The 13,653-nt window shown below is 64.0% G+C and carries 10 protein-coding genes; 7 read left to right on the top strand and 3 right to left on the bottom strand.

Annotated elements, in window-relative coordinates; translation table 11 throughout:
- Position 1: 1 nt before the first annotated feature.
- Positions 2-1,108, bottom strand: coding sequence for a GTP 3',8-cyclase MoaA (gene moaA / locus ASF61_RS14725; RefSeq protein WP_056157105.1), 1,107 nt, complete (start codon positions 1,106-1,108; stop codon positions 2-4).
- A gap of 195 nt (positions 1,109-1,303) precedes the next feature.
- On the bottom strand, positions 1,304-4,846 hold the full coding sequence (locus ASF61_RS14720) for an Rne/Rng family ribonuclease (RefSeq protein WP_056157103.1): 3,543 nt from the start codon (positions 4,844-4,846) through the stop codon (positions 1,304-1,306).
- A gap of 712 nt (positions 4,847-5,558) precedes the next feature.
- Between ASF61_RS14720 and ASF61_RS14715 the strand changes: the two genes are divergently transcribed.
- From ASF61_RS14715 to ASF61_RS14700, 4 genes are read left to right on the top strand one after another with little or no spacing between them, the layout of a single operon-like run.
- Positions 5,559-6,584, top strand: a complete 1,026-nt coding sequence (locus tag ASF61_RS14715) for an RluA family pseudouridine synthase (RefSeq protein WP_056157101.1) — start codon at positions 5,559-5,561, stop codon at positions 6,582-6,584.
- A 42-nt stretch (positions 6,585-6,626) separates the two neighbouring features.
- Positions 6,627-7,286: an HAD-IIIA family hydrolase gene (locus ASF61_RS14710; RefSeq protein WP_056157099.1), complete on the top strand. Its 660-nt coding sequence runs from the start codon at positions 6,627-6,629 to the stop codon at positions 7,284-7,286.
- 11 nt (positions 7,287-7,297) lie between these two features.
- Positions 7,298-7,663, top strand: coding sequence for a Rieske 2Fe-2S domain-containing protein (locus ASF61_RS14705; protein WP_056157097.1), 366 nt, complete (start codon positions 7,298-7,300; stop codon positions 7,661-7,663).
- Positions 7,664-7,684: 21 nt separating this feature from the next.
- A complete protein-coding gene (locus tag ASF61_RS14700; RefSeq protein ID WP_056157094.1) occupies positions 7,685-8,722 on the top strand; it encodes a S49 family peptidase in 1,038 nt (345 codons plus the stop codon).
- Between the two features lie 184 nt (positions 8,723-8,906).
- On the opposite strand, the gene ASF61_RS14695 is transcribed toward ASF61_RS14700, so the two are convergent.
- Complete coding sequence (locus ASF61_RS14695) at positions 8,907-9,263, bottom strand: hypothetical protein (protein WP_056157093.1); 357 nt, start codon at positions 9,261-9,263, stop codon at positions 8,907-8,909.
- Positions 9,264-9,431: 168 nt separating this feature from the next.
- Between ASF61_RS14695 and ASF61_RS14690 the strand changes: the two genes are divergently transcribed.
- The 3 genes from ASF61_RS14690 to flhA all read left to right on the top strand — a co-directional run bounded on the left by ASF61_RS14690 (position 9,432) and on the right by flhA (position 13,609).
- On the top strand, positions 9,432-10,151 hold the full coding sequence (locus tag ASF61_RS14690; protein ID WP_056157090.1) for a pseudouridine synthase: 720 nt from the start codon (positions 9,432-9,434) through the stop codon (positions 10,149-10,151).
- A 114-nt stretch (positions 10,152-10,265) separates the two neighbouring features.
- Positions 10,266-11,474, top strand: a complete 1,209-nt coding sequence (gene flhB / locus ASF61_RS14685) for a flagellar biosynthesis protein FlhB (protein ID WP_056157088.1) — start codon at positions 10,266-10,268, stop codon at positions 11,472-11,474.
- Entirely contained in the window at positions 11,471-13,609 is a 2,139-nt protein-coding gene (flhA, locus tag ASF61_RS14680) for a flagellar biosynthesis protein FlhA (protein ID WP_056157087.1), read from the top strand. Before flhB ends, flhA begins: the two co-directional genes overlap by 4 nt.
- The last annotated feature ends 44 nt before the right edge of the window (positions 13,610-13,653 follow it).

Raw genomic sequence — 13,653 nt, 5'->3', positions numbered from 1 at the left:
GTCAACCTCCGATATAGGACATCTCGACCCTGGGGCCGCGCGCCAGGCCCTCGGTATCGTTGGTGCGCAGCTCGGAATAGCGGTCGCTGCGCGCACGCCACAGGTGGGCCAGCGCGGTGGCGATTTCGGCGTCGTCGTGGCCGGCACGCAGCAGCGCGCGCAGGTCGTAGCCGCTGCTGGCGAACAGGCAGGTGTACACCTTGCCTTCGGTGGACAGGCGCGCGCGCGAGCAGTCGCTGCAAAACGCCTGGGTGACGCTCGAGATCAGGCCGATTTCGCCGCCGCCGTCCGCGTACCGCCAGCGCGCAGCCGTCTCGCCCGTGTAGTTGGCGGCCACCGGCACCAGCGGCAGTTCGGCGCCGATGCGGCGCACCACTTCGGACGACGGGATCACCTCATCCATCTTCCAGCCGTTGGAGGCACCGACGTCCATGTATTCGATGAAGCGCAGGATATACGGGGTATTCCTGAAATGGCGCGCCATCGGCAGGATTTCCTGGTCGTTCATGCCGCCCTTGACCACCATATTGATCTTGATCGGCCCCAGTCCGACCTCGTGCGCCCGGGCGATACCCGCCAGCACATCATCGACCTTGAAATCGACATCGTTCATGCGCTGGAAGGTGGTGTTGTCGAGCGCGTCGAGCGAGACGGTGACGCGCTGCAGGCCGGCGTCCTTGAGCGACTGCGCCTTGCGTGCCAGCAGCGAGGCATTGGTGGTCAGCGTGAGGTCGAGCGGCTTGCCGCTGATGGTTGTCAGCTCGGCCAGCATGCCGATCAGCCGTTCGATGTTCTTGCGCAGCAGCGGCTCGCCGCCGGTCAGGCGGATTTTCTCGACGCCGTGGGCGATGAAGATTCTGGCGATGCGGGTGATTTCCTCGAACGACAGCAGCGCCGTATGCGGCAGGTACTGGTAATCGTTGTCGAACACGGCCTTGGGCATGCAGTACACGCAGCGGAAATTGCAGCGGTCGGTGACCGAAATGCGCAGGTCGTGCAAGGGCCGCCCCAGGCGGTCGGCAAGCAGTCCGGTAGGGGCTTCGAGCGGTGCGGGGATGGCCGGTGCGCTGCTGCGCTGCGCGGTCATCATGATGACTTTCTCTGACATGAACTCGTGGTCTGATTACTATGCTTGCTGGGATTGAAAGGTGGCCCGGCGCTGCCCTGACGGCGCGTCATGGGCGGACCAGGTGCCTACAATACCACGAGCGGACCTCGCCCGTAGCCATGCACCGGGCCGGGAGCGCCCGCATAAAAAAAGGGAAGCACGCGGCTTCCCTTTTTTGTCACCACGGCGCGACGATCAGCGGCGGGTATCGACCTGCACCATCGGCTCGTCGTTCTGCGGCGGCAGTGGCTTGCGCTCGCGCGGCACGCGGACCGGCGCCACGATCTTGGCAGCAGCCTCCTGCGCAGCGCGCAGTTTTTCCGGATCGGTGGACGCCAGGGTCAGACCGGCCGAGCCGAGCACCGCCTGCAGGTCGGCCGGCGTCGGCGCTGGCGCCGACGCGGTGACCGGAGCGGCAGGCGCCGTGGCGACGGCCGGTGCTGCGGCAGCTGCAGGATCAGCAGCAGGTGCAGCGGCAGATGCCGGCGCAGCAGATGCCGGAGCAGCAGATGCCGGAGTAGCAGATGCCGAGGTAGTAGACGCTGGAGTAGCAGCAGATGCCGGGGTAGCAGACGCCGAAGCAGCAGATGCCGGAGCAGCAGATGCCGGAGCAGCAGATGCCGGAGCAGCAGATGCCGGAGTAGCAGTTGCCGGAGTAGCAGCAGATGCCGGGGTAGCAGACACCGAAGCAGCAGATGCCGGAGCAGCAACAGATGCCGGGGTATCAGACGCCGAAGCAGCAGATGCCGGAGCAGCCGATGCCGAAGCAGCCGATGCAGAAGCAGCAGACACCGGAGCCGCGGCAGATGCCGGAGCAGCCGACGAATCAGCAGCAGATGCCGGAGCAGCAGATGCCGGAACAACAGCAGACGCCGGAGTAGCAGATGCCGGAGCAACAGCAGGAGCCGGTGCAACAGCAGGCGCCGGTGCAACAGCAGGCGCCGGTGCAGCCGCAGAAGCGGCAGCCGCCGCCGGGTCAGCCGCCGCCGGTGCGACGGTCTCCGAGGCTTCCGCTTCGGCAGCCGGGGTTTCTGCAACCGGTGCTGCCGCCTCGGCAGCGGCTGTTACCGGCGTCGGGGCAGGGACGTGCGGTACCACCGGTGCTGCGATTTCTGCCGACGCCGGTGTTGCGGCCGTGGCAGGCGCTGCCGCTACCTGGGCAGGTTCTGCTGCAGCGGGCGCCTCAGCAGCCGGCGCATTGCCAGGCACAGCCATGGTCGGGGCGGCCTCGGTCTTCGCTGCAACCGCTGCTTCAGCCTGCGAGGCGACCGCAACAAACGGTGCGGTGTCATGGCGGGCCAGTTCATCGGCGCCTTCATGACCTTCACCTGCCTCGTTGTCCTGGCCTTCGCCATCGCGGTCGCGACGGTTACGGTTGCGGCCGCCACGACGACGGCGACGGCGTGGCTCGTCGCCTTCGCCTGCCAGGTCTTGCGCTTCGCCTTCCGGACCGCTGGACGCCGTGGTCTTCACGATGCTGGTGGTTTCGGTGTCAGGGCCGGCGGCCGGCGCCAGCATACCCGCGGCGAACGTGCCCGAGGCCGCAGCGCCAGGAGCGGCTGCACCCAGTGCCAGTTCTTCCACCTTGGTGTCGACCGGCGCCTTGTCTGCGCGCGGTTCGCGCGGCTCGCGTGGCTCACGCGCAGGACGCGCAGTGCGCTCGCCACGTTCCGGGCGTTCGCCGCGTTCGGCGCGCTCCGGACGTTCGGCGCGTTCGCGCGGCGGCTGGCCTTCGGCCACGATGCCGTCGCGGTTTTCACGGGGCTCGCGGCCTTCACGCGGTTCGCGCGGTGGACGCGGGGTGCGGGCCGGGCGGCCGGTATCGGCTGCCTTGCTCTCGTCCTGGGCCGGACGTCCGGCGCCAGGCTCGCGTTCTTCGCGTTCCGGGCGGCCGTTCTTGCCGGTGCGGGTGCGGCCGCGCGGACCGCGGTTGGCGTTGCGGTCGGCGTTGCGATCGGGCGACGGCGCTTTGACCACGATGGTCGGCTGCTGCGGCAGGACCGGTTTCACCGGCTCCGGGCTCAGGAAGCTGAACAGCTTGGCAAAGAACCCTTTCGGCGCAGGCGCCGGCACCGGCGCCGGGGCCGGCGTGATGACGGTTTCGGCCGGCTTGCGGTCGACCAGCGGGGCCGGCTGGTCAGGGGTGATGGTCTTGACCATGGCTTCCTGACGCGGCTTGGCTTCTTCCTTCTGGCGCTTGCTGTAGGCCATGTCGGTTTCCGCCTGTTCGGCCAGGTTGTAGCTGGCCTGGCTGTCTTCGAGGCGCGGATCGTCGTGCTTGATGCGCTCGAGCTTGTAGTGCGGCGTGTCGAGGTGCTTGTTCGGAATCAGGATCACGGAAATGCGGTGACGGCTCTCGATTTTCAGCACTTCGCCGCGCTTTTCGTTGAGCAGGAACGCCGCCACATCGACCGGCACCTGCACGTGGATGGTGGCCGAGTTTTCCTTCATGGCCTCTTCCTGGATGATGCGCAGGACTTGCAGGGCCGACGATTCGGTATCACGGATGTGGCCGGTACCGGAGCAGCGCGGGCAGGTCACGTGCGAGCCTTCCGACAGCGACGGACGCAGGCGCTGGCGCGACAGTTCCATCAGGCCGAAACGCGAAATCTTGCCCATTTGTACACGGGCGCGGTCGTGGTGCAGCGCATCCTTGAGGCGCTGTTCGACCTCGCGCTGGTTCTTGGCCACTTCCATGTCGATGAAGTCGATCACGATCAGACCGCCGAGGTCGCGCAGGCGCAGCTGGCGGGCCACTTCTTCGGCCGCTTCGCAATTGGTGTTGAAAGCCGTGGTTTCGATGTCGGAACCGCGGGTGGCGCGGGCCGAGTTGACGTCCACCGACACCAGCGCTTCGGTGTGGTCGATGACGATGGCGCCGCCCGATGGCAGCGGCACGGTGCGGCTGTAGGCGGTTTCGATCTGGTGTTCGATCTGGAAGCGCGAGAACAGCGGCACGTCGTCGCTATAGCGTTTTACACGGTGCACCATGTCGGGCATTACATGGCTCATGAACTGGTGCGCCTGTTCGTAGATCTCGTCGGTATCGATCAGGATCTCGCCGATATCGGGCTGGAAGTAGTCGCGAATGGCGCGGATCACCAGCGACGATTCCTGGTAGATCAGGAACGCGCCGGAGGCCGACTTGCCTGCGCCTTCGATCGCGCGCCACAGTTGCATCAGGTAATTCAAATCCCACTGCAGCTCTTCGACATTGCGGCCGATGCCGGCGGTGCGGGCAATCACCGACATGCCAGGCGGCAGGTCCAGCTTGTCCATGGTTTCGCGCAGCTCCTGGCGCTCCTCGCCCTCGACCCGGCGCGATACGCCGCCGCCGCGCGGGTTGTTCGGCATCAGGACCAGGTAGCGGCCGGCCAGCGAGACGAACGAGGTCAGGGCAGCGCCCTTGTTGCCGCGCTCTTCCTTCTCGACCTGGACCATGATTTCCTGGCCTTCGCGCAGCGCTTCCTTGACCGAAGCATTGCGGACGTCAACGCCTTCCTTGAAATAAGTGCGCGCTACTTCCTTGAACGGCAGGAAACCGTGGCGATCTTCGCCATAGCTGACGAAGCACGCTTCCAGCGACGGTTCGATGCGGGTAATCACGCCCTTGTAGATATTGGATTTGCGCTGTTCGCGACCTGCGGTTTCGATATCGATATCGATCAGCTTCTGACCATCGACAATGGCTACGCGCAGCTCTTCTTGCTGCGTAGCATTAAACAACATGCGTTTCATTTTTATAAACTCCGCGACCCATGGGCCGTCTCTATGCCGTCGGCTCGTGGAAGCCGGCGACGAAGGTTTTGGGGCACACGCGAAGAATCAGGACGATTGCTGGGGTATTGCCCATCCTGTGCGACGCACAACGCGGTAGTGGAACCGGCGCTGCGGACGCAACTGGGCGCTGAGAGGCTGAACGTCAGGCCGCGGGCTCGCATCATCGGCAATCCTCCATGCGGCCCTTAAGGACGGCAGAGCAGTGCAGACGGTGAGCAGCAACGTTGAGAGCCGAATCCTCAAGCTTGCATACTACAAGTATTCAATATCGCAGCGGCGGCAGCTGCCGGGCTGAAATGTTACAGGGCTGGTGACAGCCATCCGTTGAGCTTGCAGCAAAGCATGGGGTCCGGCGGAAACGGCAAGCGTTATCAACTTCATCAAACAGCCAGCCGACTCTTGATCGACTGGCCGCACTTATCCTTACAATACTATCGTTCTGATCCTGCCTCCCTGCCGATAACCGATTACAACAACGGTGCAACCTTGATAGCGGCAAGGGTGGTGCGTATACGTATTTCCCCCTGAATTTGCAATTAGGCGAGGCCAGGCGGGACGCCCCTGTGTAAAATATGCTTTTATTCTTACACCAGCCGCAGTGTATGCCGCAGCGAAATGATTATATATTCAAAATGAAGGACTTAGAGAGATTTCTGGGAAGACAGGCAAAATGAAGATGCAAAATGATGTCGCCCGCCCGTCACATTCCAACGCCCCTGTCTCGCCGTCCTCGTCACCGGCTGTGTCGCAACCACCGCTGCAGGCGCAGTTTGTCACCATTTCCGAAGAAGATGCTGGCCAGAGGATCGATAATTATCTGTTGCGAATTTGCAAAGGTGTGCCGAAAAGTCACGTCTACCGCATCCTGCGTTCCGGCGAAGTGCGGGTCAACAAGGGCCGTATCGATCAGCTGTACCGCCTGGTCGAAGGCGATATGGTCCGTATTCCACCGATCCGTCTGGCGGAAAAATCCGACACCACCCATGTGCCGGCTGCCGAATTCAAGGTCATTTTTGAAGATGCCCATCTGTTGGTGATCGACAAGCCGGCCGGCGTGGCCGTGCACGGCGGCTCCGGCGTGTCGTTCGGCGTGATCGAGCAACTGCGCGCCGCGCGCCCGGAGGCCAAGTTCCTGGAACTGGTACACCGGCTCGACCGCGATACTTCGGGCTTGCTGTTGCTGGCAAAGAAGCGCTCGGCGCTGACCAATCTGCACGAGCAGATGCGCGATGGCGGTACCGACAAGCGCTACCTGACCATGGTGGCCGGGGACTGGAAGAACGCACGTCAGCACGTGAAGCTCGCGCTGCACAAGTATTCCACCGCCGACGGCGAGCGCCGGGTGGCGGTCAATCCGGAAGGCATGCCGTCCCATACCGTGTTTTCGCTGCTGAAAAAGTTCGACGGCTTCGCGCTGCTCGAAGCGGAGCTGAAAACCGGCCGCACCCACCAGATCCGGGTGCACCTGTCGGCGTCCGGCTTCCCCATACTGGGCGACGACAAGTACGGCGATTTTGCGCTCAACAAGGCGCTGTTGAAAGCCGATGGCAAGCGCGGCGCGCTGAAAAGAATGTTCCTGCACGCCCACCAGATCACGTTCACCCACCCCGATTCCGGCAAAATCATGACGCTGAACGCACCGTTGGCCGCCGAATGTGAAAAATTCTTGGTAAGCTTGGGCGCACCACGTAATTAATTAAACGCAAATATTCGGAGCGCTGCTGTAGCAGCTGAATTCATGGCAAGAAAGCAATTTGATCTAATCGTGTTCGACTGGGACGGCACGTTGATGGACTCCACCGCCACCATCGTGCGCTGTATTCAGGCTGCCGCACGCGATCTGGGCTTGCCGGTGCCGCGCAACGAACAGGCCGCCCACGTGATCGGCCTGGGGTTGCATGAGGCGATGCAGGCCGTGCTGCCCGAGGTCGATCCGTCCTGGTATCCGCGCATGGTCGAACGCTACCGTTATCACTTCCTGTCGCGCGATCACGAACTAGTGCTGTTCCCGGGCGTACGCGACATGTTGCTCGAACTTTCGCAAGACGGCTATTTTCTGGCAGTGGCCACCGGCAAGAGCCGCGTCGGCCTCAACCGCGCCATGAACGATGTCCAGGTATTGTCGCTGTTCGACGCCACCCGCTGCGCGGACGAAACCTTTTCCAAGCCGCACCCGGCCATGCTGCAGGAACTGACCCGGGAGTTAGGCCAGGATATGCGACGTACCGTGATGATCGGCGATACCACCCACGACTTGTTAATGGCCAATAATGCCGGCGCAGCAGGCGTGGCGGTGCAGTACGGCGCCCATCCGGTCGAACAACTGACTGCTTGCAAGCCGCTGTATTCGGCCGCCACCGTGGCCGAGTTGCACCAGTGGCTGAGCGCAAACGCCTGAGGAGAGTAGTAATGGAGGAAATCCTCGTCTGTTCCGCTGCCGAGGTGGAGGAGGGCGGCAAGGGCGTGCGGTTCGCGGTCAGTACCGAGGGCGGCGCCGGCACCGGCTTCGTCGTGCGTTACGATGGCGCCCCGTATGCCTACCTGAATCGCTGCGCCCACATGCCGATCGAACTCGATTGGGCCGAAGGCGAGTTCTTCGAGTCGGGCGGGCTGTACCTGATGTGCGCGACCCATGGCGCGATTTATGCGCCCGATACCGGCGTGTGCGCGGGTGGGCCATGCCGCGGCGGCCGCTTGCGGCCGATTGCCGTCACCGAGCGCGACCAGCAGATTTTCTGGCATCCCGACCATGATGTGCGGCCGCCATCGGCTTGACCATTTTCAACCAAGCAATCCATGACCGATCACCACACTCCCCCTTCTGCCGGCGACGCCGGCGGTGTTCCTCCGTCCTCGCCTGCGCCGGCTGCCGCGCCACCGGCGGCGCCCGTTGGCGCCGGTCAGTGGGAGCGCGCGGTGCTGGAAAAGCTGGTGTTCGCCACGCTCAGGGAGCAGAAGTCGGCGCGGCGCTGGGGCATTTTCTTCAAGTCCGTGACCTTGCTGGTGCTGGTGGTGGCGCTGGCCACCTATTTTGACATCAACTGGACCGGCTCGGAGGAAACCCTGGGCCGCCATACGGCGCTGATCGAAATCGAAGGCGCGATCGAATCCGAGGGCAGTGGCGCGGCATCGGTCGTGATCCCGGCGCTGAACAAGGCATTTTCCGACAGCGGCTCGGTGGCGGTGGTCCTGCATATCAACAGCCCGGGCGGCAGCCCGGTGCAGGCCGGCATGATCGTCGACGAGATGCGGCGCCTGCGCAGCGGTTATCCGGCGAAGCCCTTGTATGTCGTGGTCGACGAGATCTGTACGTCCGGCTGTTATTACATTGCGGCCGGCGCCGACCGGATTTACGTCAACAAGGCCAGCATCGTCGGTTCGATCGGCGTATTGATGGACGGCTTCGGCTTTTCCGGCGCCATGGAAAAAGTCGGTGTCGAACGGCGCCTGCTGACGGCCGGCGAAAACAAGGGTTTCATGGATCCGTTCAGCCCCATGACCGACAAGCACCGCCAGTATGCCCAGACCATGCTCGATGAAATCCACCAGCAGTTCATCGACGTGGTGCGCGCCGGCCGCGGCAAGCGCCTGAAGGAAACGCCGGACATGTTCTCGGGCCTGTTCTGGACCGGCGCCCGGTCGATCGACCTGGGCCTGGCCGATGCCTACGGCACGGTGGACAGCGTGGCGCGCGACGTGGTGCGGGCCGAGGACATCATCGACTACACCACCCACGAGGGCCTGCCCGAACGCGTGCTGAAAAAGTTCGGCGCCGCCATGGGTGCAGGCGCCATCAAGTCGGCCGTGGAGAGCGTGAAGCCGACGCTGCGCTGACCGCATCGCTGCTGCTTTGCTGTCGCTCAAGCGGCATCGATTAACATTATCAATATCGACTTGCTTGCATCTGCTACCAGTTCGGCTATAGTGGTGGTGTAGTTCTTTCCCAGGGAGGTCGATATAAACTGTTTATCTCGTTGTCAGTACAAGCTGCAGCCCGGCTTGGTCCGCAAAGACTGAACTACCTTACCGCATCGCGTATGCGGACTTGAGAGAATTGTAATTCCTCGTCAGCATCCGTACAGGGTGCTGGGAACAGCGGCGCCTTGCCGCTGTTCCCTATGGTGGCAGCTGCCGGCTGGGCAGCTGCCTGCACCTCCTGCGTCATGCCGCCGTCATCGAGCCAATTCAGAAACTCCCGTTGTTGCTTTGCATACCAGTTCGCCTGCGCGCTGCGAGGCGCCGCGCGGTCGGCCGGCGGCGCGGTGGCCGCCTGTCCGGGCAAGCTGCCCTGGCGGCAGCGGCTGATCAGGAGCCGCGTGCGCAGTGTGGCGGAATGGGAGCGGGCCAGCAAGGTGCGGAGATAGATGGTCGGCATGATGGGCTTCCTGCTGAGTATTTCCTAACGCATTAGGCGAATTCCTAACGCGGTTTGAGTCTAACGCTGGAAACCGCGACGAACTTGATGTATATCAATAATGCGCAGGCCGGCGGGCGCCGGGCCGGTCGGCTTCCCGCCCACACGGCCATCCTGTAAAATTCGCCCATGAGCAAATTATCCCTGGACCGCATCCTGCAATCGCAGGGTTTCGGCACCCGCAAGTATTGCCGCGCCCTCATCGACGACGGCGAAGTGCGCATCGGCGGTGTCGTGCACGACAATTACAAAGAAACGCTGGAGACGGACGGCCTGGTGCTGACGGTCTTCGGGGAAGAATGGGTGGTACGCGAACACGTGTACATCGCCTTGTATAAACCCGCCAATTTCGAATGTTCGCGCAAGCCCAGCCACCATCCTGGCGTGCTGACCTTGCTGCCGGAACAATTCACCTGGCGCGAGGTGCAGCCCGTTGGCAGGCTCGACCATGACACCACGGGCATGCTGCTGATGTCCGACGATGGCCCGTTTATTCATGCGCAATCGTCGCCGAAGCGCCATGTTCCCAAGATTTACCAGGCCACGACGCAGGACCCGGTGACCGACGACCTGGTGGCCCAGCTGCTCGGCGGCGTGCAGCTGCACGACGAGCCGGCGCCGCTGGCGGCGCAAACCTGCGTCAAGCGCGGCGAGCACCAGCTCGAAATCGTGCTGGAGCAGGGCAAGTACCACCAGGTCAAGCGCATGCTGGCGGCCGCCGGCAACCACTGCAGTGCCTTGCACCGCTCGGCCATCGGCACGCTGACGCTGGACGAACTGGGACTGGAAGAGGGCGAATGGTGCTACCTGACGCTTGAGCAGCTGCAGAAACTGGCGCCCACCTCATAATTTCCACATGGAATCATCGATCTGACCGGTAAAACCTGCGGTATTCCGCCGATGGCCCGATGTTGCCGCGCTCGATAATGGCAACATCGAATACATCCATGCGGCAGACTCACCATGTCAGACAGCAGCGACGCAGAAAAGACCGAAGCAGCGTCACCGAAGCGCCTCGAGCAGGCGCGTGAGGAAGGCGACATTCCCCGTTCGCGGGAAGTGGCCACGTTTACGGTGCTGATGGCCGCCGGCGTCGGCCTGTGGACCTTCGGCGACGGCCTGATCCGTCAACTCAATTCCGCCCTGGTCTCGGGCCTGACCCTGGACCAGGAACAGATCTTCAATGCCGACGTGCTGATGCAGCGGGTGGCGGTCGATGTCGGCCGCGTGCTGCTGGCCTGCCTGCCGCTGGGCGTGGCGGTGATGTTCGTCGCGCTGATCTCGCCGATCCTGATCGGCGGCTGGCTGTTCAGCGCCAAGGCTTTCGTGCCCAAGTTCAGCAAGCTCAATCCCGTCAACGGCATCACCAACATGTTCTCCAAGAACGCGCTGGTCGAACTGTTCAAGGCCATCGGCAAGGCCGTGGTGGTGGGCGTGGTGGCGTGGATGGTGATGATGAGGCAGCAGGACGCCGTAATCGGCCTGGCCGTGGAGCCGCTGCGCCTGGGCACCACCCACATGCTCAATATGCTGGGCAGCAGCTTTCTCTACATCGTCGGCGCGCTGGGCCTGATCGCGGCCATCGATGCGCCTTACCAGCTGTGGCACTACGCCGACAAGCTCAAGATGACGCGCCAGGAAGTGATCCAGGAGTCGAAGGAGTCGGACGGCAATCCCCAGATCAAGGGCAAGATCCGCCAGCTGCAGCGCGAGATGGCGCGCCGCCGCATGATGGCCGACGTGCCGACCGCCGACGTGGTGGTCACCAACCCGACCCATTACGCGGTGGCGCTCAAGTACAACGACGGCATGCGCGGCGCGCCGAAGGTGGTGGCCAAGGGAACCGACGAAACCGCCGCCAAGATCCGCGAAATCGCGCGCGAGAACAAGGTCGTCATGCTCGAAGCGCCGGCCCTGGCGCGGGCGCTGTACAAGCATGCCGAGATCGGCGACGAAATCCCGTCCACGCTGTACGCGGCCGTGGCCGAAGTGCTGGCGTACGTATTCCAGCTGCGCATGTTCAGCAAGGGCGGCGCGCCGCGGCCGACCGAACCGAAGGAACTCGACGTGCCGCCGGAACTCGATCCGCACAACCCGGCCTATGTCGATAAATTCGGCAACCGGCCCAACCTCGCCAACCTCGCCGATACAAACAACGGAGCACCCGCATGAACGCCCTCTCCAACGTCAAACTGCCGCCATGGCTGCAAGGCCTGGCGAACAGCCGGAACAAGTCCTCGCTGGCAGCGCCGATGTTCCTGATCATGATGCTGGCCATGATGATCCTGCCATTGCCGGCGTTCGTGCTCGACATCTTCTTCACCTTCAATATCGCGCTGGCGATCGTGGTGCTGCTGACCAGCCTGTACACCGTGAAGCCGCTCGACTTCATGGCTTTCCCGACCGTGCTGCTGGTGTCGACCATGCTGCGCCTGTCGCTGAACGTGGCGTCCACCCGCGTGGTGCTGACCGAAGGCCACACCGGCGCCGACGCGGCCGGTAAAGTGGTGGAGGCATTCGGCCACTTCCTGATCGGCGGTAACTACACGGTCGGTATCGTGGTGTTCATCATCCTGACCATCATCAACTTCGTGGTGGTGACCAAGGGTGCGGGCCGTATCGCCGAGGTGGGCGCACGCTTCGCACTGGACGCCATGCCCGGCAAGCAGATGGCGATCGACGCCGACCTCAATGCCGGCCTGATCGGCGAAGCGGACGCCCGCAAGCGCCGCAACGAAGTCTCGCAGGAGGCGGAATTCTATGGCGCGATGGACGGCGCCAGCAAATACGTGCGCGGCGACGCCGTGGCCGGCATCCTGGTCACCGTGATCAACGTGATCGGCGGCCTGCTGGTGGGCGTGATCCAGCACGGCCTGCCGTTCGGCGAAGCGGCCCAGGTGTACACGCTGCTGGCCATCGGTGACGGCCTGGTGGCGCAGATCCCGTCGCTGATCATCTCGATCGCGGCCGGTATCGTGGTCTCGCGCGTGGCCAGCGAGCAGGATATCGGCAGCCAGGTGGTGTCGCAGCTGTTTGCGCGGGTGGAAATCCTGTGGGTGACCGGCGGTATCATCTTCGGCCTGGGCCTGATTCCGGGCATGCCGAACGTGATGTTCCTGACCATCGGCGGCGCCATCCTCGGCGCCGGCTACATGATGTCGCGCAAGGACAAGGCCACCGGCGGTCCGGCGGGGCGGGCCGCTGCCGAGGCCGAAGCGGCAGCGGTGGCAGCGGCTGCTGCGCCGCCGGCGCCCGAACAGGAAGAGGCCAGCTGGCAGGACGTGATGCCGGTCGATACCTTGGGCCTCGAAGTCGGCTACCGCCTGATTCCGCTGGTGGACAAGAACCAGGGCGGCGAACTGCTCAAGCGCATCAAGGGCATCCGCAAGAAATTCGCCCAGGAAGTCGGCTTCCTGGCGCCGCCGGTCCACATCCGCGACAACCTCGAGCTCAAACCGTCGGCCTACCGGATCACGCTCAAGGGCGTGGAAGTGGGCACCGGCGAAGCATTCAACGGCCAATTCCTGGCCATCAATCCCGGCATGGCCAGCGGCACGCTGCAAGGCCTGGTCACCACCGATCCGGCCTTCGGCCTGCCGGCCACCTGGATCGACGCCAGCCTGCGCGACCAGGCGCAGGGCATGGGCTACACGGTGGTCGATGCCGGCACCGTGGTCGCCACCCACCTGAACCACCTGATTTCCACCCATGCATCGGAGCTGCTGGGGCGCGCCGAGGTGCAGTCGCTGCTCGACCACCTGGCCAAGGAAGCGCCGCGCCTGGTGGAAGACCTGGTGCCGAAGATGGTGTCGCTGTCCACGCTGCAGAAGGTGCTGCAGAATCTGCTGGTCGAGGGCGTCCATATCCGCGACATGCGCACCATCATCGAGACGCTGGCCGAGCACACGGTGCACACGCAAGACCCGAGCGACCTGACCGCGCTGGTGCGCATCGCGCTGGGCCGCGCCATCGTCCAGCAGCTGTTCCCGGGCACCAACGAGCTGTCGGTGATGACGCTCGACAACCGCCTGGAACGGCTGCTGATGCAGGCGCTCGCCGCCAGCGGCCCGGACGGCGCCGGCATCGAACCGGGCCTGGCTGACACCATCGCCCAGCAGGCGGCGCAAGCGGCCCAGCAGCAGGAAGCGATGGGCCTGACGCCGGTGCTGCTGGTGCCGGGACCGCTGCGTGCCTTGCTGTCGCGCTTCCTGCGGCGCGCGTTGCCGCAGCTGAAAGTGCTGTCGCATGCGGAAATCCCGGAAAGCAAAACCATCCGCGTGACGGCGCTGGTGGGGCAGACCGGCTAGCCAGGCGCACGCGCTGCCATCTTGCGCGCGTTTGCGCTGCATCA

Source organism: Duganella sp. Leaf126 (assembly GCF_001423125.1).
GTDB lineage: Bacteria > Pseudomonadota > Gammaproteobacteria > Burkholderiales > Burkholderiaceae_D > Rugamonas.
This window is presented reverse-complemented; position numbering and strand designations above follow the sequence as displayed.

Bases quoted from the DNA above. Each gene is read 5' to 3' on its own strand.
- ASF61_RS14700 (WP_056157094.1), top strand. From the start codon at position 7,685: ATGACCGATCACCACACTCCCCCTTCTGCCGGCGACGCCGGCGGTGTT.
- ASF61_RS14695 (WP_056157093.1), bottom strand. From the start codon at position 9,263: ATGCCGACCATCTATCTCCGCACCTTGCTGGCCCGCTCCCATTCCGCC.
- flhB (WP_056157088.1), top strand. From the start codon at position 10,266: ATGTCAGACAGCAGCGACGCAGAAAAGACCGAAGCAGCGTCACCGAAG.
- ASF61_RS14690 (WP_056157090.1), top strand. From the start codon at position 9,432: ATGAGCAAATTATCCCTGGACCGCATCCTGCAATCGCAGGGTTTCGGC.
- ASF61_RS14715 (WP_056157101.1), top strand. From the start codon at position 5,559: ATGAAGATGCAAAATGATGTCGCCCGCCCGTCACATTCCAACGCCCCT.
- ASF61_RS14710 (WP_056157099.1), top strand. From the start codon at position 6,627: ATGGCAAGAAAGCAATTTGATCTAATCGTGTTCGACTGGGACGGCACG.
- ASF61_RS14705 (WP_056157097.1), top strand. From the start codon at position 7,298: ATGGAGGAAATCCTCGTCTGTTCCGCTGCCGAGGTGGAGGAGGGCGGC.
- moaA (WP_056157105.1), bottom strand. From the start codon at position 1,108: ATGTCAGAGAAAGTCATCATGATGACCGCGCAGCGCAGCAGCGCACCG.
- flhA (WP_056157087.1), top strand. From the start codon at position 11,471: ATGAACGCCCTCTCCAACGTCAAACTGCCGCCATGGCTGCAAGGCCTG.
- ASF61_RS14720 (WP_056157103.1), bottom strand. From the start codon at position 4,846: ATGAAACGCATGTTGTTTAATGCTACGCAGCAAGAAGAGCTGCGCGTA.